This window comes from Streptomyces sp. NPDC001852, assembly GCF_042891825.1.
Lineage (GTDB): Bacteria > Actinomycetota > Actinomycetes > Streptomycetales > Streptomycetaceae > Streptomyces.
Genome location: NZ_JBIATN010000011.1, coordinates 121,189 through 145,021 on the forward strand (window position 1 = coordinate 121,189; position 23,833 = coordinate 145,021).

The 23,833-nt window shown below is 71.1% G+C and carries 16 protein-coding genes and 2 pseudogenes; 10 read left to right on the top strand and 8 right to left on the bottom strand.

Going from position 1 to position 23,833, the window contains the following annotated elements:
• Nucleotides 1-52 precede the first annotated feature (52 nt).
• The gene (locus ACFYZB_RS20580) at nt 53-769 is read right to left on the bottom strand and encodes a hypothetical protein (protein ID WP_388760426.1); all 717 of its coding nucleotides are present in this window, start codon (nt 767-769) and stop codon (nt 53-55) included.
• Nucleotides 770-1,269: 500 nt separating this feature from the next.
• Here ACFYZB_RS20580 and ACFYZB_RS20585 point away from each other — a divergent pair.
• Nucleotides 1,270-1,369 (top strand): annotated as a pseudogene (locus ACFYZB_RS20585).
• 936 nt (nt 1,370-2,305) lie between these two features.
• On the opposite strand, the gene ACFYZB_RS20590 reads toward ACFYZB_RS20585, so the two are convergent.
• Nucleotides 2,306-2,974, bottom strand: coding sequence for a TetR/AcrR family transcriptional regulator (locus ACFYZB_RS20590; protein ID WP_388760429.1), 669 nt, complete (start codon nt 2,972-2,974; stop codon nt 2,306-2,308).
• Between the two features lie 183 nt (nt 2,975-3,157).
• Here ACFYZB_RS20590 and ACFYZB_RS20595 point away from each other — a divergent pair, with 183 nt between their 5' ends.
• Entirely contained in the window at nt 3,158-4,060 is a 903-nt protein-coding gene (locus tag ACFYZB_RS20595; protein WP_388760432.1) for an NADP-dependent oxidoreductase, read from the top strand.
• A gap of 237 nt (nt 4,061-4,297) precedes the next feature.
• Nucleotides 4,298-4,491, top strand: a pseudogene (locus ACFYZB_RS20600) (KR domain-containing protein); the annotation flags it as partial.
• 496 nt (nt 4,492-4,987) lie between these two features.
• Here ACFYZB_RS20600 and ACFYZB_RS20605 read toward each other — a convergent pair.
• A complete protein-coding gene (locus ACFYZB_RS20605; protein ID WP_388760434.1) occupies nt 4,988-5,818 on the bottom strand; it encodes a dienelactone hydrolase family protein in 831 nt (276 codons plus the stop codon).
• Nucleotides 5,819-5,957: 139 nt separating this feature from the next.
• On the opposite strand from ACFYZB_RS20605, the gene ACFYZB_RS20610 reads away from it, so the two are divergent.
• The 6 genes from ACFYZB_RS20610 (at nt 5,958) to ACFYZB_RS20635 (ending at nt 15,592) form a co-directional block, all read left to right on the top strand.
• A complete protein-coding gene (locus ACFYZB_RS20610) occupies nt 5,958-6,983 on the top strand; it encodes a GlxA family transcriptional regulator (protein ID WP_388760437.1) in 1,026 nt (341 codons plus the stop codon).
• Nucleotides 6,984-7,563: 580 nt separating this feature from the next.
• Nucleotides 7,564-7,881 (top strand): hypothetical protein, encoded by a 318-nt coding sequence (locus tag ACFYZB_RS20615; RefSeq protein WP_388760440.1) that lies wholly within the window; start codon nt 7,564-7,566, stop codon nt 7,879-7,881.
• A 341-nt stretch (nt 7,882-8,222) separates the two neighbouring features.
• Nucleotides 8,223-8,705, top strand: a complete 483-nt coding sequence (locus ACFYZB_RS20620; RefSeq protein ID WP_388760443.1) for a CU044_2847 family protein — start codon at nt 8,223-8,225, stop codon at nt 8,703-8,705.
• Nucleotides 8,695-10,983, top strand: a complete 2,289-nt coding sequence (locus tag ACFYZB_RS20625) for a trypsin-like peptidase domain-containing protein (protein ID WP_388760445.1) — start codon at nt 8,695-8,697, stop codon at nt 10,981-10,983. The genes ACFYZB_RS20620 and ACFYZB_RS20625 overlap by 11 nt, the downstream gene beginning before the upstream one ends.
• 74 nt (nt 10,984-11,057) lie before the next feature.
• Entirely contained in the window at nt 11,058-11,963 is a 906-nt protein-coding gene (locus ACFYZB_RS20630) for an AAA family ATPase (protein WP_388760818.1), read from the top strand.
• Nucleotides 11,964-11,965: 2 nt separating this feature from the next.
• Nucleotides 11,966-15,592, top strand: a complete 3,627-nt coding sequence (locus ACFYZB_RS20635; RefSeq protein ID WP_388760448.1) for an SAV_2336 N-terminal domain-related protein — start codon at nt 11,966-11,968, stop codon at nt 15,590-15,592.
• Nucleotides 15,593-15,688: 96 nt separating this feature from the next.
• Here the strand turns inward: ACFYZB_RS20635 and ACFYZB_RS20640 are convergent, their stop codons facing one another.
• From ACFYZB_RS20640 to ACFYZB_RS20655, 4 genes are all read right to left on the bottom strand, one after another.
• Nucleotides 15,689-16,420, bottom strand: coding sequence for an alpha/beta hydrolase (locus ACFYZB_RS20640; RefSeq protein WP_388760450.1), 732 nt, complete (start codon nt 16,418-16,420; stop codon nt 15,689-15,691).
• 207 nt (nt 16,421-16,627) lie between these two features.
• On the bottom strand, nt 16,628-17,779 hold the full coding sequence (locus ACFYZB_RS20645) for a hypothetical protein (protein WP_388760453.1): 1,152 nt from the start codon (nt 17,777-17,779) through the stop codon (nt 16,628-16,630).
• Nucleotides 17,776-19,215 (bottom strand): hypothetical protein, encoded by a 1,440-nt coding sequence (locus ACFYZB_RS20650; RefSeq protein ID WP_388760456.1) that lies wholly within the window; start codon nt 19,213-19,215, stop codon nt 17,776-17,778. Before ACFYZB_RS20650 ends, ACFYZB_RS20645 begins: the two co-directional genes overlap by 4 nt.
• A 558-nt stretch (nt 19,216-19,773) precedes the next feature.
• Complete coding sequence (locus ACFYZB_RS20655; RefSeq protein WP_388760457.1) at nt 19,774-21,378, bottom strand: FAD-binding oxidoreductase; 1,605 nt, start codon at nt 21,376-21,378, stop codon at nt 19,774-19,776.
• 64 nt (nt 21,379-21,442) lie between these two features.
• On the opposite strand from ACFYZB_RS20655, the gene ACFYZB_RS20660 reads away from it, so the two are divergent.
• Nucleotides 21,443-22,081 carry a TetR/AcrR family transcriptional regulator gene (locus ACFYZB_RS20660; RefSeq protein WP_388760460.1) on the top strand — a complete coding sequence of 213 codons (639 nt, stop codon included), beginning with the start codon at nt 21,443-21,445 and terminating at the stop codon, nt 22,079-22,081.
• A 422-nt stretch (nt 22,082-22,503) separates the two neighbouring features.
• On the opposite strand, the gene ACFYZB_RS20665 is transcribed toward ACFYZB_RS20660, so the two are convergent.
• Nucleotides 22,504-23,697: a hypothetical protein gene (locus tag ACFYZB_RS20665; protein WP_388760463.1), complete on the bottom strand. Its 1,194-nt coding sequence runs from the start codon at nt 23,695-23,697 to the stop codon at nt 22,504-22,506.
• Nucleotides 23,698-23,833 lie beyond the last annotated feature (136 nt).

The window sequence follows — 23,833 nt, forward strand, 5'->3', positions numbered from 1 at the left end:
GACTGGCGCGTGTGCCGCACAGTCGTCCCCTCAACGGCTGGACCGCCTTGTGTCAGCGGGCAAGCCAGCGCTCGTACCAGCGGCGCTGTGGCGGCAGAGCCGGATGGTGGAACGCGTCGCTGGACATCGCCTTCACGCGCAGGGTCTTCAGTTCCTCGTTCTCGCTGCGGCGGCCGTGAGTGTAGGCGAAGCGCAGCAGGTGACCGCACTGGGCGAGTGCCGTGCCGAACGCCTGGCGGCGGGCGACGACTTCCTCATCCGTCGGTTCGCGCCCGGCCTGACGGCAGGCCTCGTCGATGCTTGTCGCAACGTCCAGCGCCACGTCGATCGCCGTCTCCACCTCCGTGTAGATGGCGTTGATCGTCTTGGTCTCGGCGGCGAGCGGATGCCGCTCCAGCAGGTACAGCTTGAGATCGTGGACGAACACCCTCAGCTGGGCGGAGGTTTCGATACCGCGAAGAAAGCGGTCCGACCAGGTACACGCGTCGAGGTGGACGCGCTGCACCAGCCGCTCCCTGACCAGGGCGATGCCCAGGGTCATGAACTTGATGTACGGCTGCGCCGTCTCGTCCTGTCTGCGCCGGGGCAGCGCGGTGGCCCCCGTCGCGGCGCCCGCGATCACCGGAGGAATCGACGCCGCGTGCGGCAGCAGCACCACCGCGCCGGCCGCCACCCCGCCCATCAGTGCCAGCACGAGCAGCATCAGGAAAGAGGATGCCCAGCTGCCCAGCAGCCGTCCTTTGCCGGAGAACTCGCGGGCCAGCCCCACCCACGCGATGGCCGCGCTCACGGCAGCCGGCAACACGTACTCAGCCAGCCAGGTGTGGTGAAGCCAACTCATCGACAGCCGCCCCCAAGACGGTTCCACGGACAGGCCGGACCGCCGCCGGCGTGCGGATGCCGAGAGGCCCCCCTCTCTCGGCACATGGCACACCAGTGCTCAGCCCTCTCGCCGCCACCTGTGCTCGAGAGCTGCCGCGAGTGGAGTTGATGATGTCAGCCAACGTGATACCACGCCGTTACTTTGAGCGACAATTCGCCAGCGTGTCCGGCCCGCGCAGGAACCCGCTCCGCGCGTCAGGCACTTGCCGACCCTCGATCGTTGAATGGAACCGTCCTGCCGACCGAAGCACACAGCCGCGCCGGATTTGATCGTCGTGGGGGGCGGCCCAGCGAACCCCATCAGGGGCACGTCAGTCCCTTGTCAGAGGCCCGTGCCACTCTCTTTCACGTGAACGACCCCGGGGCGCCTCCGGGGGTCGGGAACGAGGAGAGGTGCCCGGAGTGGTTGATCGGGGACCAGCGAGCACGCCTCAAGGTCGGACCCCTCATGGAGTCCACGCAGGTTCGAATCCTGCCCTCTCCGCCAAGCAACGCGGTGCTCACCGGGCACCGAGCCCGGCGAGCGCGGGCCGATACCGAAGGCGGGTCATCCCGACCCAGGCGGCGGCCTCGCAGCCGATGCCGTTATACGTCCCTCGCGACACCGACCCGAAATCATGCGCGGCCCTCGCCCAGGGCCAAGGAAGGCGGAGGGTTCCTCCTCCTGGGCACGCCCCCCGTGGGCAGGACCCGCAGCGCGCACGAGGCGCTGCTCACGGTCGTACAGGACTGGAAACTGGTGATACCCCGCCGACGGCGCCGCAGTCGATGCCCCGGCCGCCGGTGACCCAGCCCGGAGCGTGCTGTGCCTCGACGAGTTACCGGACTTCCTGACCAGCCCCGCCCCGCTGACCGCGGACACGTTCCGTCGGCTGCTCCTCGACACCCCACCGTGATCGTCATCGGCACCATGTGGCAGACGGACTACGGGCGCCTGCGCGCCGCAGGCCCAGCGCACTGCACCGGCCCCCGGGGACGTCCGGTATCCGGCCACGCGTCCCACCGCGACGCGCGGCAGGCGCTCGCCATGGCCGAGCGGACCAACGACCGGCTGAGTGGGAACGGGCCGCGGCCATGGCCGACACCGTCCCGCGCATCGCCCAAGCACCACGCCCCGAACCGAGTTCCGCCTGCCCCAAGTGCTTGCCATCGCAATGGAGTTGCCGCCGCCTTCGCTCACCTCCGCGCCGAGGGTTCCCGGCAGCAAGGAGGAGGGCGTCGCCCGGCTCACCCCGCTACCGGCACATCACCTTCCTGGGCCGCTACCTGTTCGACATCAAGGCCAGCGGCACTGGCCAGGGGCTCGTACCCCTTCCGCGATCCGGACGCGCCCCAGGACCGTGACGAGGAGGAATCGGCCTGGACTCAGTCGTTCTCGAAGGCGTCCACACGCAGATGCGCGGTAGGACAGTCAGCCGATGACTTAAACCGGTCCGGCGAGGAAGCCGTTGATGACGGTGTCGACGGCTAGACGGAACCGCTCCTCGGCGTCGCCTGCGACGAGCTCGGCGGCGTGAGCGGTGACGAGGGGAAATATGTCGGGCGACTGGGCGGTGAAGTGCCGGTAGAGGTCCTCGGCCTGGTCGTGGTGGCCGACAGGTCGTGCTTCGGCTTCGATGGCCGCGTGGTTCACCAGGGTCGCGAGAATGTCGGTGGCCCATGCCGCGTCCTGGGGAGCAAGCCCCCCTGCGAGGAGGATGGCCAGCAAATTCTCCAGCAGGCGCAGGCTCGCTTCGCTCCTCGGCGGTTCGGCCATGGTTGTCATGGCGATCCCGGGGTGGGACGCCAGTGCACTGCGCAGGCGGCCCAGAAGCGTGTGCAGCTGATCCCGCCAGTGCGCCGGATCCACCGTCTCGGGTTCGACCATCGCGAAGATGCGGTCCTGCATGGCGTGGAGCAGGCCCTCGCGGTTGGCCACGTAGACGTACAGCGAGGCGGGCCCGGTGTCCAGGGCAGCGGCGACCCGCCGCATCGACACGGCCGCCAGTCCCTCTGACTTCAAGATGTCCAGGGCTGCGTCGACGACGGCCTTCTCGCTGAGCGGCGCCTTGGCCGGGCGGTCGCGGGTAGAACGACGGCGGGTGGGGGGCATCGGGATCCGCCTTCCGGGAGGGGAGCAGGAGCAGCACTCCGAGCGGCTGCCATCCCATCTTAAACGAACATTGTTCGTTACGTACGCTGTTCGTGACGTACACTGTTCGCGAAGGATCCTCTACGTCCGCCGACTCCTGCGGCGCGCCGCCCCATCAGCCTGCCGTTCGGATCGGAGTCCATGATGAAGTCAGTCCAGTTCAGCCAGTTCGGAGACCCTGAGGTCCTGGAGATCGTGGACCTTCCCGACCCGCACCCGGGCCCCGGCCAGGTACGCATCGCGGTACGCGCCGCCGGCGTCAATGCCAGTGACTGGAAGAAGCGCGCCGGCCTGATGGACGAGGGGCTGCCGCAGACGCTGGGATACGAGGCGTCGGGCGTCGTGGACGAGGTCGGTGAGGACGTCACGGACGTGGCCGTCGGCGATCGTGTGGTCGGCCTGTCGGAGCAAGGCGGCGCCCAGGCCGAGCTGGCGGTCCTGTCCTTCTGGGCGCCGCTGCCCGCGTCCGTCGGCTTCGCCGAGGCTGCCGCGCTGCCGGCCGCGGTCGAGACGGCCGCGCGCGGGCTCGACCGGCTCGGCGTCGTCAGCGGCAGCCTGCTCCTCGTCAACGGCGCATCGGGAAACGTCGGCAGCGCCGCGGTCCAGCTCGCGGTGGCGCGCGGTGCACGGGTGATCGGAACTGCCAGCCGGGCGAGGCACGCGTACGTGCGAACACTGGGAGCCGAGCCCGTCGCCTACGGCGAGACCCTCGTCAAGGAGGTCCGCGCGTTGGCGCCCGACGGCGTCGACCGGGCACTCGACGTCGCCGGCAGCGGGGTGCTGCCCGACCTCATCGACCTCGCCGGCAGCCCCAAGCATGTTGTCACCCTCGCCGACTTCGCCGGCGCCCAAGAGCACCAGGTGACGTTCAGCCGCGGAGACGACGGCCGAGCCCTCTACGTACTCGCCGAACTCGGCGAGCTCATCGAAACCGGACGCCTCTCACTCCCCCAGGTGCACACCTTTCCCCTCGACCAAGTCGTGCAGGCACACCACCTCGGCGAGACCGGTCGTGCGGACGGGAAAATCGTCCTGATCAACGCCTGAACCAGAAGCAACGCAGCCGCCTCACGACGACAGTCCTTCACCGGCTGCCTCGACGTTGGCCCTGTCGGGGGACGACAGCGGGCGGAAGCCGGGCACTGCGCGGCGACACCACCTGTCTCCCCCGCCTGGCCACCTGCCCGCAAAAGCCATCCCCGCCCACGTCAACGGCAGGCGTCGCCGACAGGCGGAACACACCAGCACTCCATGCGGGCAGGGCACGGCACCGACGCCACCATCCTGGACCCCGACGGCACCGTCCTGATCACCGGCGGAACCGGCACCCTCGGCTCGGTCCTCGCCCGCCATCTCGTCACCGTCCACGGGGCGCGCCACCTCCTGCCGGCCAGTCGAGGCGGCAATACCACCCCGGCGCAAGAGAACTCACCGCGGGACTCTCTGCCTTGGGGGCACGCGTGGCTGTTGCGGCGTGTACTCATCCATGATCGGCCTGCTCGCGCCCCCGGCCAGGCCAACTACGGCCGGTGAAACCCCCTGGCCCGACCTGTTCTCTGACCTTCCCGCCCAGGCCCCGCACGCAGAACCCATCTCCACCGTGGCACCACTGCGGCTCCTTCCTGAGAGCCGCGGACCGAGGAACGCTCCCGCCTGCTCGCCCGCAGAACGCCTCCCGGCCCTGCTGAATCTCCGCCGTATCCACGCCGCCGTCGTCCTCGCACACATCGGCCCCGACGCCATCAACCCGAGCGCCCATTCCCGGACGCTGCCTTCGAAGCCCAGACACCCCCCTCTCCCCTGCGACGCAGTCCCCGCCCGACCGAGCTCCGGACGAGGTGTGGAGCCGGTCATCACCGGCCCCCGCCTCATCCCCGCCCTGCGGAGCTTCACGTCGATCACGGTCGAGCCGGACGAGGGCGCCGGCGAGGGTGATGGCGGCGACGTGGCGGTGTCCCTCGGACCAGGGCCCGGTCAGAGGGCAGGCAGCGGTCGGTTCCCGTGCGGGTGCAGGCGCTCGGTGAGGAAGGCGAGGATCTCGTCGCGGGCCCGAACCGTGGGATGGCCCGCCTCGTCCACGAGATGGGCGGTGACGACGCTGTGCGGGGTACCGACCAGGTCGGCGAAGAAGGGCGGCGGGGCCGGGTTGGCGGCGCTGTCCGGCAGGACGCGCCCGTCGAAGGCGTCGCCGAGCAGCGCGCGGTAGGCGGCGAAGCGCTGCCCCGTGCACCAGCGGTCACCCTCGAAGCGGTAGGCGAGGACGGTGAGTTGGTCGCGGTCGAGCCGGTCACGCACCGCGCGCGCGTCCGCCGCGTCGAGTTCGAGTCCGCCGGGGTCGTCGAGCGGCAGCGACGGGTGGTTGACCACCGGGGCGATCACCGCCGGCTCCAGGGCCATGGTGAGGGCGAAGTTCCCGGTGAAGCAGAGGCCGATCGCGCCCACCCCCGGCCCGCCGCACTCGGCGTGGGCCTGGCGTGCCAGGCCGCGCAGCCAGAGGGTCACCGGGCTGGTGCCGCCGCCGGTGAAGGCGCGGAACTCCGCGCTGACACAGGCGCGGCGGACGACCTCCCGGCCGCCCTCGACGGTGGGGAAGGCGCCGTCCGTCCCGAACAGGGAGGGCACATGGACGGTGAAGCCCGCGTCCCGCACCCAGCGCGCGAGCCGCAGGACGTCGGGACTGATGCCCGGCATCTCGGGCAGCACCACGACCGCGGGCCCGGCTCCGGCCACGTAGACCGTCTTCCCCACCCCCTTGACGGCCACGCTCCGGCGGGTGAAGTCGGTGATCGGATCGTCGTCGCTCATGGGACCAGCCTGGCCCCGGGGCCGGCCGCCGGTGAGGGGCCGGATCGCCAAGATCAGGGGTAATCTCGCCACCCGCGAGGCAGGCGAGCGGTGCGCGGCCGGCGACCCGGCGTCGGGGGCATGAAGGAGCATGGGGGCGATGGACACGACGGCGCGGCAGACGCAGGACGGTGCGAGTCCACGCGACGGACGAGGTGAACTGCGGGTCGGGGTCCTGGCGTACCCGGGCTGCTTCGCCTCCGAAGTGTTCGGCGTCCCTGACCTGTTGACGATGGCCGGACATGTCGCCGGACCGGACGCGCCCGGCTACCGGGTGTCGGTTCTCTCGCCCCGACGTCACGTCACCGCCTCGGGCGGCGCGAGCCTGGACGTGCGCCCCTTGCGCGAGGTCGACGTCCTCGTCGTCCCCGGTTTCGAACTGCGCCCGGACACGGACCTCGACGCGCGGCTCGCCCGGCTCGCCCCCGAGATCGCGGCGATCCGCGCGCAGGCCGCCGCCGGCACCGCCGTCGTCTCCCTCTGCGTCGGCGCGTTCCTGCTCGCCGAGGCCCGGCTCCTCGACCGACGCCGGGCCACCACCTCCTGGCTGCACGCCGGCGAACTGGCCAGGCGCTGCCCCGACGCCGACGTGCGGCCGGAGCACCTGGTGGTCACCGACACGGGAGTGACGACCACGGCCGCCTTCAGCGCCATGTACGACCTCGCGCTGGACCTGATCCGCCGCCACAACGGCACTCGGGTGGCCCGCACCACGGCGCGGTTGGCGCTCCTCGACGACGCACGGACCTCCCAGACCCCCTACGTCGACCCGCAACTCCTCCCGCAGCCCGGCCGCGAGTTCTCCCAACAGGTCATGCGGCAGCTCGACCAGAACCTCGCCGAGCGGTACGACCTCGCCGCACTCGCGGACACCTTCCAGGTCAGCACCCGCACACTGCTGCGCCGTTTCGCCGAAGAGACCGGACACAGCCCGCTGGCCCATCTGCAGGCCTCCCGGGTCCGTCGCGCCCGCCACCTCCTGGAGACCACCGACCGCACCGTCGCCGCCATCGCCGCGGCCGTCGGCTACCAGGATCCCGGCACCTTCGCCGCCCTCTTCGCCCGCCACACCGGCCACCGCCCCGGTACCTACCGGGCCACCTTCCACCGCACGCCCCGGGCGTAGGTGTCGCACGGCCTTCGCGGGCCGCCGCCGCGTCCGGGATCGCAGAACCGCACCCAAGCCTCCCCTGCACTTGCTCGATCTCAAGGGGGGTTCCTTTGCGCGCTCGACTTGCTGTCTCACCCGTGGCGTTCGCCGTTGCCGGTACGTGCCGACGCGCCCGGCAACGAAGTACGGCTCCAACCGATCCGGGGTAAGTGTGATCGTCAGCCCGCCACACGGAACCGAGAGACGTCGTACGCGGCGCACGACTCATCGAGATACGCCGCCATGAGGGCCAACTCATCGATGCCGCAGGGTGGTTCCCCGGTGTTCCTGGTTCAGCGCCGCATGACCCGTGCCGCCTCTCTCTCGCGGCACAGCCACATGGGTGGTTCCGCGCGGAGCGCCTACGTCGGCGTTCGTCCCCGTGATGCCTTGACCGCACAGGGCACTTGGGTCGGCCACCGGACTGACGTCCGCGATCGTTGATCGGACGATCCGGCGTGCCGACGAGTACATAGCAGGCATTTGCACATTAACCTCTCGTCACCTTATGACGTGGCGGATCGCGTACGCGTCCGCTCCAACGCTCGGAGAAGACATGCGCAAGCCTCACAGGACCACCGTCGTGGCCGTCCTCCTCGGCACCGTCGGCCTCCTCGGCACCGGCACCGCCTACGCCCACGGACAGGGGCACGGACACGGGCGCGGGCACCACGGTCGAGAGAGCGAGACGGTCCTCATCAACCAGAGCACCTCATGCACAACGGCCGACAAGAACGTCGACGTACAGGGCGAGTCCGGGTTCGAGAACGGCCGGCAGGGCAACCAGTCCAACGGCAAGGGGTCACCTGGCGCGCAGAACACCAGCCTCGGCTCAGACCTGGGGTGCAACAACACCCTCGTCCTCGGCAAGTAGCCCACACTGTCCCGGCGCCGAACCATACATCCGGCGCCGGGGCGGTGGCCCCGCGCCTGCCCCGCGTTCATGCGCCTGACGGGCACCCGCGTGTGAAGCGACCGTTCGTCGCGCAGTTGAAGGTGCCGTTCTTGATCCGCTCGATCACGGCCGGAGAGCATGTCTTCGCGCGCCGCCGTTTCCGTCGCTGCCGTCCTCCGGTAGCCCCGCACCCGGAGCCGCTCCCGCTGCAGGTCCAGCGCCGCGAGAGACGGCGTGGCGCGCACGGGCCCTTGCCGCGGAAGACGATCAGATCTCGCGAAACGGCCGCTGAACGGGCGCAGTTGGGGCAGACTGACAGGGTGGCAGACTTCGTCGAATTCACCTTCGATGACGGGACGGTTCTGGCTCTGCAGGTTTTCGACGCCCTCCCGTCCGCACACGCAGGCCCGCAGGAGGAAGCCGTCGGCCAGGAGAGCGTGCCCGGTTTCGGCAGGTCCCGTCCGGTGGCCAGGGGCGCCCGGGTCGTGGCGGCCGCCGAGGGAGCCCTGAACGCGCTGTTGGCTCCCCTCGTCCCCCTGCTGCAACGCGTTCACGACACGGTCGCCGCCGTGCCGGATGCGCCAGACGAGCTGTCCGTGGGCTTCGGGGTACGCGTCGGCGCGGACCTCAAGCTCAGTATCGTCGGCGCCACCGGCGAGGCCACGATGACGATCAACGCGAACTGGCGACTTCCGAGGCCTGCCGTGCCCGCATCGTCGGGCGCAGCAGCACCGGTCACGGGGACCGCTGCCCCGTCCGCCCCCTCCCTCCCCGGATCCGCTTCCGGCACTCATGCGGGTTAAGGGCCGCCGCTGGCTGCGCGCGGGGGGCGCGGCCGCTGCCGGGGCACGGCAGTCCCTCGTCAGTGTGCTGGATGCCGCTCGGGGCGAGATCGTCGGCAGCGGTGTCTATCTGGGCGAAGGCCAGGTCCTGACCTGTTCCCACGTGGTGAACGACGCGCTGGGCCGGGACCTGTTCGCCCAGGACGAGCCGGCGGGAACCCCCGTCGGCGTGGCGTTCCCCTACGCCGCTCCCGGTGCGGCGATCCCTGCACGAACCGTCGGATGGATCCCGGCCCGCCGCGCCGTACCGGGCGGCGTCCCCCAGCCCGCGCGGACCGGCGAGTTCCTCTGGTACGGCGATCTCGCGCTCCTCGAACTGACCACCGGGGTCCCGGCGCCGGTACGGCCCATGAACTGGGCCCGGATGGTCGAGGGCCAGGAGGTGCGGGCCTGGCACGGCAGCGGCCAGCCGTTCAGCTATGCCGACGGCTCGGTCCAGTCCTGCGACGAGTTGGTCGGCTTCGTCGACTCGACGCTGCGGGGAGCGGCCATCAACCCCGGCTACAGCGGTGGCCCTCTGTGGTGCGAGGAGCAAGGGGCCGCGGTGGGCGTCGTCCTGGGCGTCATGGAGCCGCCCCCGGGGCCCTTCCACTCCCATCAGGTGACCCGCCGGACCATCGTCCTTCCCTGGCAGACCGTGCAGGCCGAACTCGGTACGGTCGACGGGCAGCGCACCACCGCCGGGTCCGGCGCATCTCCTGTCGGCCCGCACGCCCACCCGGACGCCGGGCGGCCGCTCGACGCGGTGGACCCCGCCACCCGGCACAGCTGCACCGCACTTGTGGCCGATCTTCTCGCCGACCCCGGCAGACGGGCCGAGCACGGACTGCGGCTGGCCCAGGAACTCGGCCTCGACGTCACACCGGACGTACCCGCCGTCGACGACATCGTGGAGATCCTGCTCACTCGTCCCCGGGCGATCGCCAGCTTCGTGGAAGGGCTGATCGCACCCGACCCCGGCGCGGCGCGCAAGCTCCTGGCCCTCGGCCGGGCCGCGACCGTCCCGGGGCTGCTGTCCGTGCGCGAACACAGCTGGCTGCTGGACCTGATGTCCAAGGACGTCCGGGACCGCTTCCCGGAGGCAGCCCGCGAGGCGCTCCCCCACACGACTCTCTTCGACGACCTGCCCGCACCCGGCCAGTCGCCCGTGCAGCCGTACGACCCGGCGGCCGCACGGGCCGAGGACGACGAGACGGCCGTCCGGCTGATCGCGGCCCTCGAGGAGTTCTGGGGCGACAGCGCGCCGGTGCCCGACGGATCGCCGCGCGTGCCGGCCCTGCTGCGTGCGGTGGAGTACCTGGCCGCCACCTGTGTGCCGGACCGGATGCAGCGCTTCTGGGAGTGGTCCGAGCAGGTCGCCCGTCGGCTGGGCGTGGCCAGTGAGGCTCTGGGCGAGCGCCGTGCCGACGCGGCCGGCTGGGCTCGTCGGCGGCGCAAGCGCGCAGGGCCGCCCAGTCCTCGGCTGACCGTACGGCTCACCCCCTGCTCGGCCAACACCTATCGCTGCGAGGCCTGGTACGACGCCGGGACCGGCGGCGACGAACGACAGGTGCTGGTCGAGGACGAGCCGCGCGCCCCCGCGGAGCTGGTACGTCTGCTGCACCGCATCCTCGTCCGCGAGACCGTCTCGATCGGGCCCGCGCCGGTGGTCCCGCTTCTCGAAGTCCTGCTCGACCCGGACCACTTGGACGTACCGGTCGACCAGTGGGACAACGAGTCCTCACCCGAGGAGCTCCCGGTCGTCCTGGGCGCGGAGTACGCCGTGGTCGTGCGCTGCCCCGACGCCCGCCGCCGGGCACCGGAGTCACTGCGGCACTGGCAGGCGCGCTGGGCGGAACTCGACAACGGCGCGGTGCTGCGCCTGGACCAGCGGCACACCAAGCAGCTGCAGGTGTACGGGCTGCTGAAGGAAGACCTGACGGTGGCCCGCGTCATCATCGACTGTGCGCCGCAGCACCGGGCCGCCCTACGGGCAGTCTGTCTGGCCCTCGGCGTACCGGTGATCGTCTGGGACCGGCAGGAGCCCGCCGGTACCCGTGGCGACCAACTGACCGGCCTCCTGCTGAACGGACCGGCGCGAGGTCTGCCCCACCGGGTGCGCCGACACAGGGCGCGGGCACTGGCCGAGAGCGACGGAACCGTGACCGCCGCGCTCACGCCCGCCCTGATGTGGGACGACGCCTCGCGTCCGCCCCCGCGTCCGCTGTGGATCGATCCGACCGGCGAGGAGCCCATGTGACAGAGACGCGACACAGCGCCGAGAGCGACGGCTGGCGCCTGTTCACGGGTGACGGGCAGGTACGCCGGGTCCGGATGCCCGAGGCCCCACCCTGGCGGCAGTTCGGCCGGCGGGACCCGCGGCGATCCGGTGCGGTGCCGAGCGACCCGTACCGGCCCTACCTGATCGATCAGCCGCAGATCGATGTTGTCAACGCCGCCCTGCATCTGCGTCGCCCGCTCCTGGTGACGGGGCATCCCGGCACCGGCAAGTCGTCCCTGGCGTACGCCATCGCCCACGAGATGGACCTGGGCAGGGTGCTGCGCTGGCCGGTGAACAGCCGTTCCACGCTGGCGGAGGCGCTGTACCAGTACGACGCCGTGGGCCGGCTTCGGGAGACGACCCTGAGCCATGACCGGGGCGACCAGCCGCCGGACATCGGCCGGTTCATCCGGCTCGGCCCGCTCGGCACCGCGCTCCTGCCCGCCGACCGGCCCCGGGTGCTGCTCGTCGACGAGTTGGACAAGGGGGACGTCGATCTGCCCAATGACCTGCTGACGGTCTTTGAGGAGGGCGAGTTCGAGATCCCTGAGCTGTCCCGGCTGCCGGCCGGTCAGGACGAGGCCCTGGTGCACACCACCCGCGGTACGGAACCGCAGCCGGTGGTCGGGGGCTTCGTGCGCTGCCGTGAGTTTCCCGTCGTGGTGATCACCAGCAACGGCGAACGGGAGTTCCCTCCCGCCTTCCTGCGCCGCTGTCTGCGCCTGCACCTGCCCGATCCCGACGAGCCCCGGCTGCGCGCCATCGTCGCCGCCCACCTCGGCCCGGAAGCGGTGCCCCAGGTGGACGATCTGATCCAGACGTTCCTCGCTCGCCGGGCGCCGGGTGAACTGGCCACGGATCAGTTGCTCAACGCGGCACACCTGCGTCTGGGCGGAGTCGACCTCGACGCCGAAGGACTGCTCGAAGCGGTGCTCCACCAACTGGGAGGAGCTGTCTAGGCATGTCCGAGCGGCTCCTCAGCGTCCTGCGGCTCTTCGGCGAGCAGCCGTCCGCCGAGGAGCTGGCCGACGTACTGTGGCTGGCACGGTGCCTGCCGCAGGGGGAGCACGCTCCGCTCTCGGTACGCCTGGCCCAGGACACCGGGCATCCCGCTCCTCCCTCCGACGACACGGCCGGCGCGCCGGCCGCACCCGTGCCGCACACCCCGCCCGCCGCGCCGGAGGACGCGACGCCGGTGGAACTGCATTCGGCACCCGAGCCGCCCGGCAGCGGTGACGAACAGGACCGCGACGGCGGCTCCGCACCGGACAACGGCCCCGACGACGAGGCGGAGGCCGACGGCCCCGCTCCCCAGTCCCCGCCGGCACCGGAGCCATCCAGGGCCCTCTCGATCCGGATCGCGCAGCCGCGCTCGCTGTCGGGCTCGCTGTCGACGGCGAGGGCCCTGCGTCCGCTGAAACGCCATCGGCCCGACCACCGCCGGCACGAGATCGACGAGGCTGCCACCGCGGCCAGGTTCGCGCACACCGGCGTACTCGATGTCGTCACACATCCAGCCCGCGAGCGCTGGCTGAATCTGTCGCTCATCGTCGACGACAGCGGATCGATGCTGCTGTGGCAGCAGCTCTGCACCGAACTGCACCTGCTCTTCGAGCGGTTGGGGGCGTTCCGGCAGATCCGCGTCTGGGGACTGAGGCTGCGGGAAGGCCGTACGCCCATGTTGTCCCCGCAACCCTTCGGGGCGTCACTCGGTCTGCTGCCTCCCGGGGTGGCCGACGACCCGTCGGGGCGCACCATGACCCTCGTCATCTCGGACGGCGCCAATCGCGCGTGGCGCACAGGGGCGATGGCGGCCCTGCTCACCCGCTGGGCCTCGCGCGGACCCACTGCCGTCATCCACGCCCTGCCGCCGCGGATGTGGTCGGGTTCGGCACTGCCGGCCCGCAACTGGAGGGTGCGGGTCCCGTACCCGGGCGCGGCCAACGGAGAGTGGCGGGTCAGGGACACGCTGCTGCCGGCCGAGCTCAGCCGGTTCACCGGTGTCGCCGTTCCGGTGCTGGAGCCACGACCGCGCGAACTGGCAGCCTGGGCACGGGCGGTCGTGGCCGGCGGCACGAGCACCGTGCTTTCGCTGTGGGACCCGCAGGCCGCCCGGCCGGACACCAGGCGTCCCGAGCTGTCGAGCGCCGAGGCGGTACGGCACTTCCGCCGGACCGCCTCTCCCGAGGCGTACCGGCTCGCGGCGCACCTGGCGGCCATCGCGCCCCTCACCGTGCCGGTGATGCGTCTGGTCGCGGAGGCAGTGCCGTGGAGTGCCACGACGACGCATCTGGCCGAGGTCTTCCTCAGCGGGCTGATGCGGCTGGCCGAGACCGCGCCCCCGCACTCGGCTGCGGCGCAGGGCACTCTGAGCTTCCGGCACAGCCAGCGGGTCTTCTCGTTCACCGACGAGGCGGGCGACATCCTCCAGGAGGCGGTGCCGACGGCGGAGGTCGTCGAGACGGCCCGCCAGGTGTCCGCGCTGATCGGCGAACTCATCGGACAGGCACCGGAGTTCGCGGCCTGGCTGCACCGGCCCGACGGCACCGATCTGCTGCCGGAGCACGCCCAGAACTTCGCCTGGCTGGGGTCAGCCCTGCTGCGACGCCTCGGCCTGACGGGCGCGGCGGTGCCGGACTGGGACCGGCCGCCCCCGGTTCCACAGGAGGAACCGCAAAGCCTCCGGGACCCCTTCCACCTGCACGTGCCGTACGTGGGCTATGCGACGGCCGACCAGTCGCCCTTCCCCTGGCAGCAGCTCTCCACGCAGGACCCCAAGCGGATCGGCGACTACGACCTGCTCGGCTGGGCACCGAGCTCGGGCTCCACCAACCTCTATCTGGGCCGCAACCCGGAGGGAGTGCACGCGGCGGTGCGCCGCCCGGCACACAACGCGCCGAACGCCCACCGGGTCCTGCTCCTGGAGGTGGACGCGCTCAGCAGATTCGATCATCCATGTCTGCCGATGCTGTTCGACCACGAGGCGGACGCCCCCCGCCCCTGGACCGCCGTCTCACCCGCCACCGCCAGCGGCGGGGGCAGAGCTCCGCATCTGGCGGAGGTGGTCTCGGCCACGGGGCCCTTGGACACCGACGCCACGCTCGCCCTCGCCCGCCGCCTCGCCTCCGCGCTGGCACACAGCCACGGCATAGGCGTCGTCCACGGCCGCCTGGCGCCCCGGCACATCCTGCTCACCCCGGACGAGCCCGTCATCGTCGGCTGGCACCGGGCGACCGTCGACGGCCGGGCGCCACAACGGGGCCGGGCCCCAGCACGCCCCGAGGACGACCTGAGAGCCCTGGCCGCGATCCTGGCCCACGCGGCGCACGGCGCCGAATGGCCCGCACCCCACTACCGCCGTTCCTCCGGCGCCCTCGACCCCCTGGACGAGGCATGCTGGTCGGCTCCCACGCCGCCGTCGTCCGTCGATCCGGTGCTCCACGCCCTGATCGGCCGTTGCCTGCACGCACCGGACGGGACACCCGCCACGGCCACGGGGGTCCTGGCCCTGCTGCGTGACCGGCTGCCGCCCCTGGACAAGAGCACCACCCTACGGACCTGGCTCTCCGCCTCCGCGCTGGAGCTGATCGGTGACGCGAAGCTGCTGCGCACCCCGCCGCGGCACACGGGCAGACGCGAGGGCCCGCAAGTCCCCATCACACCCCAGGAGTCCGCCGCACAGAACACGGCGTCCCCGGTCGGCACCACCTCACCCAAGTGGGAGACGCTCCCGGGATCCGTCCAGGCCCCGGGCCGGCTGAAGCGCCTTGCGCGCCGCTCTCCGCCACCGGTACTGGAACCCCGGGACGGCCCTCCGGCCCCCTGTGTCGCGGTGATCGGCGCCCAGCCCCGCTCTGGCCGCAGCACTGTGGCGGTGCAGCTGGCCTCCGTGCTCACCGCCCGGGCGGGCTCGTTGCGCGGCGGGCGGAAACGTGTCCTGATGCTGCCGGTGGACCGGGGACTGGGCGTCTTCGGCTACCGTCTGCTCGCCGCGGCAGACGCCTCGTCCGTCACCGCCAGGCTTCCCGACGGCCAGGGACACATGCCGTCCCCCGCACGCGGCTGGGGCACGCGCACCGACTCCCGAGGGGCGCATTTCCTGTACGGGCAGGTGCCCGCCGGCACTCCTGTCCGCCTGGACACGTCCGCTGTGCGACGCGGCGTCGACTGGCTGAGGTCCTTCGGCACGCTGGTCGTCGACGCGAGCGGCACCTTCCTGCCCCCGCAGGACAGCCTGCGCACCCTGCTCGGGCGGGTCGACCACCTGGTCCTCACGTCGACCACGCGGCACGAGCACCTGGACGCCGTCCGCGAGCAGATCGACTGGCTGTCCGAGCACGGCTACGAGGAGCTGATACGGACGGCGACCCTGGTGGTCTCGGACGTGCAGGAGCCGGCGGCCGGGCACCAGGACGCACCGACCAGGGCCGGCGGACTGGACGGCGTCGTGGGAAGCGTGTGCTCGGTTCCCCATGACACCGCCATTCACCGGCTCGGACTCGTCGACCGCTCCGCCCTCGCCCCCGCGACCCAGCGCGCATTCGACGCCCTCGGCCTCACGGTCGGCTCCGCACTGGCCTCCGCCTGACCGGGCGGAATCCGCTTAGAGGGGGGATGTCCGTTTCAGTTCCAGCACGGGTGGCCGGCGCGGCTCACCGTGTGCTGGTGGCCCGTCGGCCCCGCCTCACTTCAGGTGCCGGGTGAGGAACTGGGCTGCCGCGTCCCCCGCGAACTGCGGGACGCCGGTGTGTCCGCCGAGATTGGCGTGCAGGGTTTTCTCCTTGGTGCCCAAGGCGTCGAACAGGTCCAGGGCCGCCTGTCGGTCGTTCCCTTCGTCGTCCCACTGCAGCAGGACGTGCAGCGGAATGGTGACCTGGCGGGCCTCCTCGAACATGGCGCGAGGTACGAAACTCCCGGCGAAGAGAACGGCCGCAGAGATGCGCGGCTCGACCACCGCCAGCCGGATCCCGAGGGATATCACTCCCCCCGAGTACCCGACCGGGCCGCCGATCTCGGGCAGCGAAAGGACGACGTCCAGGGCGCCCCGCCATTCCGGGGCCGCCTGTTCGACGAGCGGGAGGATGAGGGCGTCGATGATCTCGTCATCGACCGGCTCGCCGGCCTCCAGAGCCCGGCGCAGGTCGGCTCGGGCCTGCTCGGCGGCGGGCCAACGGGGCCGTTCACCGCTCCCGGGGAGCTCGATGGTGGCCGCGGCGAAGCCCTCCGCCGCAGCGTGCCGGGCCCGCGCCACCAGCCGGGGGTACATCTTGTGCAGTCCGCCGGGGTGGCCGAGCAGGATCAGCGGCGCCGGTGCGGATGCGGACGTGGGCGTCCACAGGATGCCGGGGATCTCGCCGAGGGTGAATTCGCGCTCGAGGACACCGTCGTCGAGACGCTGTTCAGAAGTGAAATGCATGGTCGTGCCTTTCGGGATTGCGCTCAACGGCGCTCCCGGACGACCTACCGCCCGACCGTGACCCCGGAGGGGAGCACCCATGTCGATACTGCGTTCACGGGTACCACCTCCTCAATCTCTCGCACGGCCTTGGGAAACGTAGCAGTGTTCGCGGTGGCCGCCAAACGGGTTTTTGCGCGAGATCTGTGGCCGGATGCCAAGGAGTCCTCATCCGGTCCGGTTTCGTGCTTGCTTGCGGTATCCGTCCAAGACGTCCTGGCGCAGCAGGTAACCGAAGCCGGCAGACTCCAGGCGCAGCCCCAGTTGGCTCTCGTTGATGCCGAGATCGGATGCGGTGTTCGCCAGGTGCCAGTCGTTGGCGGCGAGCCTGCTGAGAAGGTGACCGCGACGGACCTGGGTCTCGGACAGACGAAACGTCTTGAGGTAGGCGGTCCTGCCGCTGTCGTCGGTGATGGTCTCACCGATGTGGTTGTCCTGCTTGGGACGGAACGGCGGCAGGAAGCGGGAGAGCGTGAAGCGCCCCATCCGGTAGACCGGCTGCCAGGTGTACGTGTGCTCCAGCAGGCCGGTCGCCATGGTCGTGTCGTGGAAGTGCGTCCAGGCATGTTCCTGCTCGGCAACTGCCGTGCGCAGGTGGGCCAGGGAGCGGATCTGCGAGTCGGGGATGCGGGCCCGGAAGTCCGGCACCGGCGGCATCAGGGTGGCGTAGTGGTGGATGAGTTCGCCGTACAGGTCCTGCAGGAGCGTTGGGTGGAGTGCCCGGTAGTCGTCGGGATGCGGGACCGCGAACGCGGCAGCGAGTGCGTCGGCGACGTAGACCATCACGCCACACTGGTCGGGATGGATCTCGAAGATCCGCAGTGCGTCGGCGAGTCCGCGTACTTCGGCACCCGCATAGGCTTCCTCGACGCGCGGGGAGAGCCCTTGGCGGATGGCACGCTGCGACCACTCCACCCAGGCGATCGAGGGGCCGCCGAAGTGCAGTGCCAGATAGCCTTCCAGCGCCAGGTGCATGGGAAGGAACCGCAGCCGGTCCTTGGCCTGGCGGCGGGCCATTCCGCGGTGGAAGCGCAGGCCCATCGTGGCGGCGGGAGCCGCGTGGCCGTCGGTGGAGAGCTGGGTGCCGTAGGCGGCTGCCGGCGTGCCGTCACCGGTCCACGTGGCGACGAATCCGTGCGGGATGTAGGAGATATAGGCATGGTGCGGGTCGACCTCGACCATTCCGGCCACATCGCCGTAGGGCTGAGAGCCCAGGCGGAGATCGTCGACAGGTTCGTCCCGTACGAGCGGCACGAGACGGACGGCGCCCCAGACCTGGGAAGGGCGGGTGGCCAGGCCGGTCAGGTCCAGTGTGGTCATCGCGCCTGCTCCTGCCGGTGTCCGCTCAGCATGCGGGCCGCACGGGTGTCCATGTAAGTGATCAGTTCGGCCAGGCCGGTCCGGCCTTCCGCGAACTGGGCGAGTTCCACCAGTGCGGGAAGGTCCTCGGCGTCACGGATACCCGCGGTGGGCACCGTCTCGGACAGCCGGCGGACCTCGAAATCGGCAGCGTCATAGACGGGGTTGAGATGCACGATGCTGGTGCGACGCTCGGGGTCGAGCCGGGTCCGCCAGATGCGCAGTACCTCGGCGGCCAGGCCGGGAGGTGCGTTGTCCCATCCGTCGGAGACGATCACCAGCCGGGACGGGGTGGTGTCCAACGCGTCGAGAATCCGCCGTCCCATCGGCGTCGGCCCGTACGGATACGTCAGCAGCGCGTCCGTCCGCCCAGACGTCCACAGCCCGGTGTAGGTGCCGGAAAGGGCCGCGAGCAGATGGTGGCAGGCCAGAGCCACGGCCAGCGGTCGACGACGCTTGTGAGCCGAACCGAAGGCCGAAAAGCTGTCGTCCAGAACGGCTGTGACCTTGCCCCAGCTCCCCCGGTGGGAGCCGGCCACCCGGTCGGCGGCCGTTTCCAGGGCGTGGGTCAGTTCGGCGCGGCGGCGCAGACGGTCCTCGACCGGCAGCGAAAGCACATAGGTTGCCAACCGGGTCAGCGGCATCCCGGCCAGGTCGGCTTGTACCGCTGTGGCCCCGCGCTTGTGCGCGGACTCCTGCAACCGCAAGGTCTCCAGGCGGGTCATCCGCGGGGCTATGCGCTTCAGGAAGACATCCCGGGGGATGCCGTGCTTGGCGGCGAAGCCCTCGGCCGTCGTATAGGGGAGCTCATACAGGGCGGCCTGCTCGTAGTGCGCGCGTCGCCATGTCTCCAAGAGGGGAGTCGCGTAGTGCGGGCGGGTCAGCGGCGCGAAGACGAACGCCCCCAACTCCTCGGTGGCAGGGGTCAGGTGTGCGTGGCGCAGGGCTCGCTTGAGGCTGCTGCGGTACTTCACGGCGTCGAACGCCAGGTCCGGGCGGGCGGACAGCCAGTCGCGCATGATCGCGCGGGTGCGGCGGTTGTTCACCCTGGCCCGGCACAGGGCATCGAACAGGCCGTACACGCGTTGTGGCGGCAGCGTCGCCAGACGGGACGCGATCAGACGGCCCTCGCTGCGGCGCTGGTCGGCACTGGCCTCACCAGTGGTCTCCAGCAGGCGCCGGATGATGAGGGCCGCGTTGTAGTCGTTGATGTCGAGCGCGAGGACTGCGGCGTACACGTCACGGTAGTTGCCCAGCATGTAGGCATGCAGAAAGTCCAGGGACAGCCGCTGCTCGTCCGCGTCGCTGTGGAATTCACGCTGGCCCGTGGAGGTGATCGCCGCGTTGACGAAGAGCAGCACATCGTCGGCTGCGACGAGGTCCCCGTACGAATCCATCCCGTTCTTTCCTCAAGAGTGCGGAGGCCGGCCGGGGAATGGGGGCACGAGCTGCGAATCATTGCTTCAGAGGCAGGTTCCGGAAGTCGCACCGGAGTCCCGCGGCCGGCCACAGGACCGTAACAGAGCAGGCCACATGCCCTCCACCGACTTCTCTTGCCCGCTGGCACGGGCGCTGTGCGGCACCGCGTGCGTAGTGCGCGGTCAGTGCGCAGTGAGGGTTCGGCCCATGTGCTCCCCGCGCACGCAGGAACAGTTCGGTCGGCCGGCGGGCTCTGTCCGGCCCCAGAGTCGATGACCGTGGGGAGCGACGCGCTGTTCGAGTCGCCCGACGTCTTCCTGTGTTCGGACGGCCCCGCGCCCACGCCGGCCGACGTCGCGCTCCAGCCCGAGCACCGGCGTGGGCAGGGGATCCCTCTACGGCGGTCCGAACCACCGGTGGGTAGAGGTGGCCCGGTCGCGTCACGCCGGCCGGGCTCTCGCCGGCGCGGGCTGTGGATGGCCGGCAGGCGCCTGCGGGCCGGCCGTACGTCATACACGCTCTGTGCTGCCGTCTTGTCAGTCGATCAGGACACCTGGGTTGAGGATGCGGTGGGGGTCCAGGGCGTCCTTGGCGGCGCGCAGCGCCAGGGCGAAGGGCTCCGGGCGTTGGAGGTCGTAGGCAGGGCGGTGGTCGCGGCCGACGGCGTGGTGGTGGGTGATGGTGGTGCGGTAGCGGTGCAGGACGTCATTCGCGGCGGCCTTGATGTCGTCCCAGACTTCAACCTCGTCGCCGGGTCGTCCGGCGACGGCCACGGTGAAGTAGGGGGCGGAGCCGTCGGGGTAGACGTGGGTCAGGCGGCAGTTGACGGTGGCCGGGTGTCCGGTGGCCTTCGAGGCGGCGGCGCCGACCTCGGTGCGGACGGCGTCGATCAGGGCGGGAATCCTGTCCCAGGTGGCGGCGGTCTCGAAGGTCTCGATGACGGCACCCATGCGGGCCAGGCCGTCGCGTAGGTAAGGCATGCGCAGGAACGTCGAACGCCAGGCGCTCACAGCCGTATCGGCCGGGGCGTCGCGGTGCGCCGTCAGTGGCCTGCCGCGGCCGCCGTGGGAGCGGGCCAGTTCCAGGGCGCTCGTGAGGCGGTCGTCGACGCGGGTGGTGGCGGACTCGAAGCCCAGGACCAGGACAGCGGAGCCGTCGTGCGAGGCGCCGGACAGCAGTGCCTCCCCGGAATCGAGCAGGCGGCAGTTGGCCGGCGCGAGGTCGGACTGGGCGATGGCACGCACCGCGTCCAGCGCCTGGTGGAAGTCGGCGAAGGCCACGGACGTCGAGGCCTTGAATCGCGGGCGCTCCTGCAGACGCATCCACGCCTCGGTGATGACGCCGAGCGCGCCCTCGGAGCCGAGGAACAGGCGGTCCGGGGATGGTCCGGCGCCGGACGAGGGCAGGCGCCAGGACGTGTTGGGGCCTGCAGGCGTGATGACGTGCAGGGACTGTACGAAGTCGTCGATGTGGGTGTGGACGGTGGCATAGTGGCCCCCGGCCCGGGTGGCGAGCCAGCCGCCGAGGGTGGAGAACTCGAAGCTCTGCGGGAAGTGGCGCAGGGTGAGGCCGTAGGGCCGCAACTGCTCTTCCAGCACGGGGCCGAGCGCGCCGGCCTGGATACGGGCCGAGCGGCTGACGGTGTCGATCTCCAGGACCCGGTCCATCGAGGTCAGGTCGAGTGACAGTACGGCGCGGTGGGCGTCGCCGCGGTATTCCACGCCGCCGACCACCGAGGAGCCGCCGCCGAAGGGGATGACGGCCACACCGTGCCCGCCGGCCCAGTCCAGCAGGTCGGTCACCTCCGCGTCGGCGGTCGGGCGGGCGACCAGATCGGGGATCCGGCCGGGACGGCCGCGCAGGGCCCGGATGACATCGCGGTAGGCCTTGCCCATGGCGTGAGCCGCGCGTGCTTCGGGATCGGCGGTGACCAGGTGCGCCAGCGCGGCCGGGGGTGTCACGCGGGGGCGGGCGATGGGCAGGTCGGCGATGCGGGGTACCGGCAGCGGACGGGCCAGGGTGCCCGGCAGCAGAGCCCCCATTGCGGCGCATTCGGCGTCATCGGGGTGAGCGTCGGCGTAGCCCCAGCCCCACCAGGAGCGGGTGCGGGAGGTGCGGGGGGCGTTCGCGGTGGCAGGCATGGTGCTCCCAGCGAGGTCAGGCAATTTACCCATGGGTAAATTACTCTAGGGTAAGATCGGACTCATGACAACGCTCTCCTCCAGGGCCGGCACCAAGGGCGTACCGAGGGCCGCGCGCGAACGACAGGTCCTGGACGCGGCCACCGAGGAGTTCGGCCGCCACGGCTACGAGGCCACCACCGTGGCCGCCATCGCCGCCCGCGTCGGCGTCACCAAGCCACTGCTGCACCATTACTTCGGAAGCAAGCAGGACCTCTATCTCGCCTGCCTCACCCCGATCGGCGACCGACTGCTGGGCGCCCTCCGCGCCGCGATGGCCCAACCTGACACCAGCGCGCCGCCCACGCCCCTGCGCGTGCTGCACGCCCTGTTCACCGCTCTTGACGGGCAGCGCGAGGGGTGGTTCGTCCTCTACGACGCCACACTGCCGCCCGGCAGCGACGCCGCCGGACGCGCGGCGTACTACCGCGGCGCCATCGATGCTCTCGCCGCGATCGGTACCGCCGACCTCCTCCACGCGGCCGGCTCCAGTGACCCGCTCGACGCCGACGCCCTCAAATACGCCTGGCGCGGCCTGTGTACCGCCCTGGTCCGCTGGTGGGTCAACCACCCCGACGAGTCGCCGCAAGCCATGGCAGAACGCTGCGCACGGCTCTTCGCTGCCGGCCGCACCATCCTCGCCGCCGACGACGAGAACACGTGAGCCATACTGACGCCCCACCCTGGAGGTGTGCCGGCGATTGACAGAGCCTCAGTCGGTCACTCCCGCCCGGGCACGGCACGACGCCCCGCACCAGCCATGCGGGGCGGAACGCCTGCCGGCACGCCCCCGGTCTTCCGGTCCAGCAGCCTGGCCGACACGGGATCCAGCAGCCTGTTACACACTGCGCCACACTTGTCGACGGCCCGTCAGCGCCTCGCATCCGGCCTGCCCGACGACAAGATTCCGGTGCGCTACCACCGCACCGTGTTCCTCCTCGCCGCGCTGATCGCCTCCTAGGCCGGGATCGGCACCGTCACCACCAAGGAGTACGAACAGGGCTCCCCTGACGTGCCGGATCACGAGTGCCGGAAGCCGGGTGGAACATCCTCGGTCGACCGCCAGGTCCGCTCGGCTTCGCTCCCCTACGCCACGGTGTGCGGCACCCAGACGGCGGCGTGGAAGGGGCCGTTGGCAGTGGACGGGTCAGCGGGCGGAAGTGCTGCGCTGCCTGCGACGACGCCGTGGCAGTTGACCTGTGCCGCGGAGGAGTTGAGGCCGCCGAGGGAGGCCAGATAGGTGAAGTCGCCGTTGGCGACGCGGGCGACGAAGGCGAAGGAGTTGGGGGCGAAGTTGTCACCGACCATGACGTTCCCGGCTATCTGCTTGACCTCGGTGACACCGCGCCCGGAGCCGATCACGGCACTCGTGTGCGTCCGGAGGTCGAACGAACTGGAGAGCAAGCCGTCGCCGCCGACCACAGTGCTCCCGCTGACCAGCTGCGCGGTCAGGAAGTGGGATCCCAGGTCCGTGCGGATGCCGGTGCGCAGGTCGTAGGCGTATCCGGTGAAGCCGTTGCCGGCCGTTCGGGACTGACCGACCACGGTTGAACCGCTGATGTCGTTGGCTGTGCTGGAGCTTCCGCCGAGGGTGCCGAGATCGGTCATCGTCCGGGTACGCAGGTTGTACGCGAACCCGTGCAGTGTGGTGGCAGGCGCGTTCGGCAGGGAGGAGTTGCCCACGACCATCGCGCCGCTGACAGCCGTCGCGGTGCTGTGGCCCGACGGCCCGGCGAGGCTGCCGAGATCGGTCATGGTCCTGGTGCGCAGGCTGTACGCGAACGCGTGGGTGACCACGTCACCGGACAGCGACGACGTCCCCACGACGGTGTCATCGTTGAGGCCGGAGATGTGGGTGCTGCTGCCACCGAGAGTGCCGATGTCGACGAGCCGGCGGGTCCGGACGTTGTAAACGAATCCATGAACCGGGCCGTCGGAAGAGAGGTCTGACTCTCCGACGACGTAATCCCCCTCCACGCCGGTAGCCCGGCTGGAGTCCCCCAGCGTTCCGAGATCGGTCAGGGTGTGCCTGCGCAGGTCGTAGGCGAAGGCGTGTTCGGCGACGTCGCCGCTCGTCAGTGAGCTCCCGACGACCGTGTTGCCGTCGATCGCGGTCGCCTCGCTGCGGGTACCGCCCAGGGTGCCGAGGTCCTGCACGGTGTACTGCACGGACCCCGCCGCCGACTCGGCCGACGCCGTGTCAGCCCCGCAGGCCGGACCGGCGCCCGCGGCGAGCAGGCTCGCGCCCGCCAGAATCCAGGCACGTAAACGTCTGCGCATGATGCCCCCCTGAAACGATCGATCGAAACGAGCACGGTTCGGCAGGCCGCTGTGCCCTCCCCAGGCACGGGCGGTCCGGATGTTGCACAGCCCCCACTTGTACATCAGTTCCGATCGGCCAAACAGTGAGCGACCG

Excerpts from the sequence above, each read along its gene's own strand:
- ACFYZB_RS20630 (WP_388760818.1), top strand. The coding sequence starts at position 11,058 with ATGCCCGAGGCCCCACCCTGGCGGCAGTTCGGCCGGCGGGACCCGCGG.
- ACFYZB_RS20645 (WP_388760453.1), bottom strand. The coding sequence starts at position 17,779 with ATGACCACACTGGACCTGACCGGCCTGGCCACCCGCCCTTCCCAGGTC.
- ACFYZB_RS20605 (WP_388760434.1), bottom strand. The coding sequence starts at position 5,818 with ATGAGCGACGACGATCCGATCACCGACTTCACCCGCCGGAGCGTGGCC.
- ACFYZB_RS20610 (WP_388760437.1), top strand. The coding sequence starts at position 5,958 with ATGGACACGACGGCGCGGCAGACGCAGGACGGTGCGAGTCCACGCGAC.
- ACFYZB_RS20595 (WP_388760432.1), top strand. The coding sequence starts at position 3,158 with ATGAAGTCAGTCCAGTTCAGCCAGTTCGGAGACCCTGAGGTCCTGGAG.
- ACFYZB_RS20590 (WP_388760429.1), bottom strand. The coding sequence starts at position 2,974 with ATGCCCCCCACCCGCCGTCGTTCTACCCGCGACCGCCCGGCCAAGGCG.
- ACFYZB_RS20660 (WP_388760460.1), top strand. The coding sequence starts at position 21,443 with ATGACAACGCTCTCCTCCAGGGCCGGCACCAAGGGCGTACCGAGGGCC.
- ACFYZB_RS20635 (WP_388760448.1), top strand. The coding sequence starts at position 11,966 with ATGTCCGAGCGGCTCCTCAGCGTCCTGCGGCTCTTCGGCGAGCAGCCG.
- ACFYZB_RS20655 (WP_388760457.1), bottom strand. The coding sequence starts at position 21,378 with ATGCCTGCCACCGCGAACGCCCCCCGCACCTCCCGCACCCGCTCCTGG.
- ACFYZB_RS20615 (WP_388760440.1), top strand. The coding sequence starts at position 7,564 with ATGCGCAAGCCTCACAGGACCACCGTCGTGGCCGTCCTCCTCGGCACC.
- ACFYZB_RS20665 (WP_388760463.1), bottom strand. The coding sequence starts at position 23,697 with ATGCGCAGACGTTTACGTGCCTGGATTCTGGCGGGCGCGAGCCTGCTC.
- ACFYZB_RS20640 (WP_388760450.1), bottom strand. The coding sequence starts at position 16,420 with ATGCATTTCACTTCTGAACAGCGTCTCGACGACGGTGTCCTCGAGCGC.
- ACFYZB_RS20650 (WP_388760456.1), bottom strand. The coding sequence starts at position 19,215 with ATGGATTCGTACGGGGACCTCGTCGCAGCCGACGATGTGCTGCTCTTC.
- ACFYZB_RS20625 (WP_388760445.1), top strand. The coding sequence starts at position 8,695 with ATGCGGGTTAAGGGCCGCCGCTGGCTGCGCGCGGGGGGCGCGGCCGCT.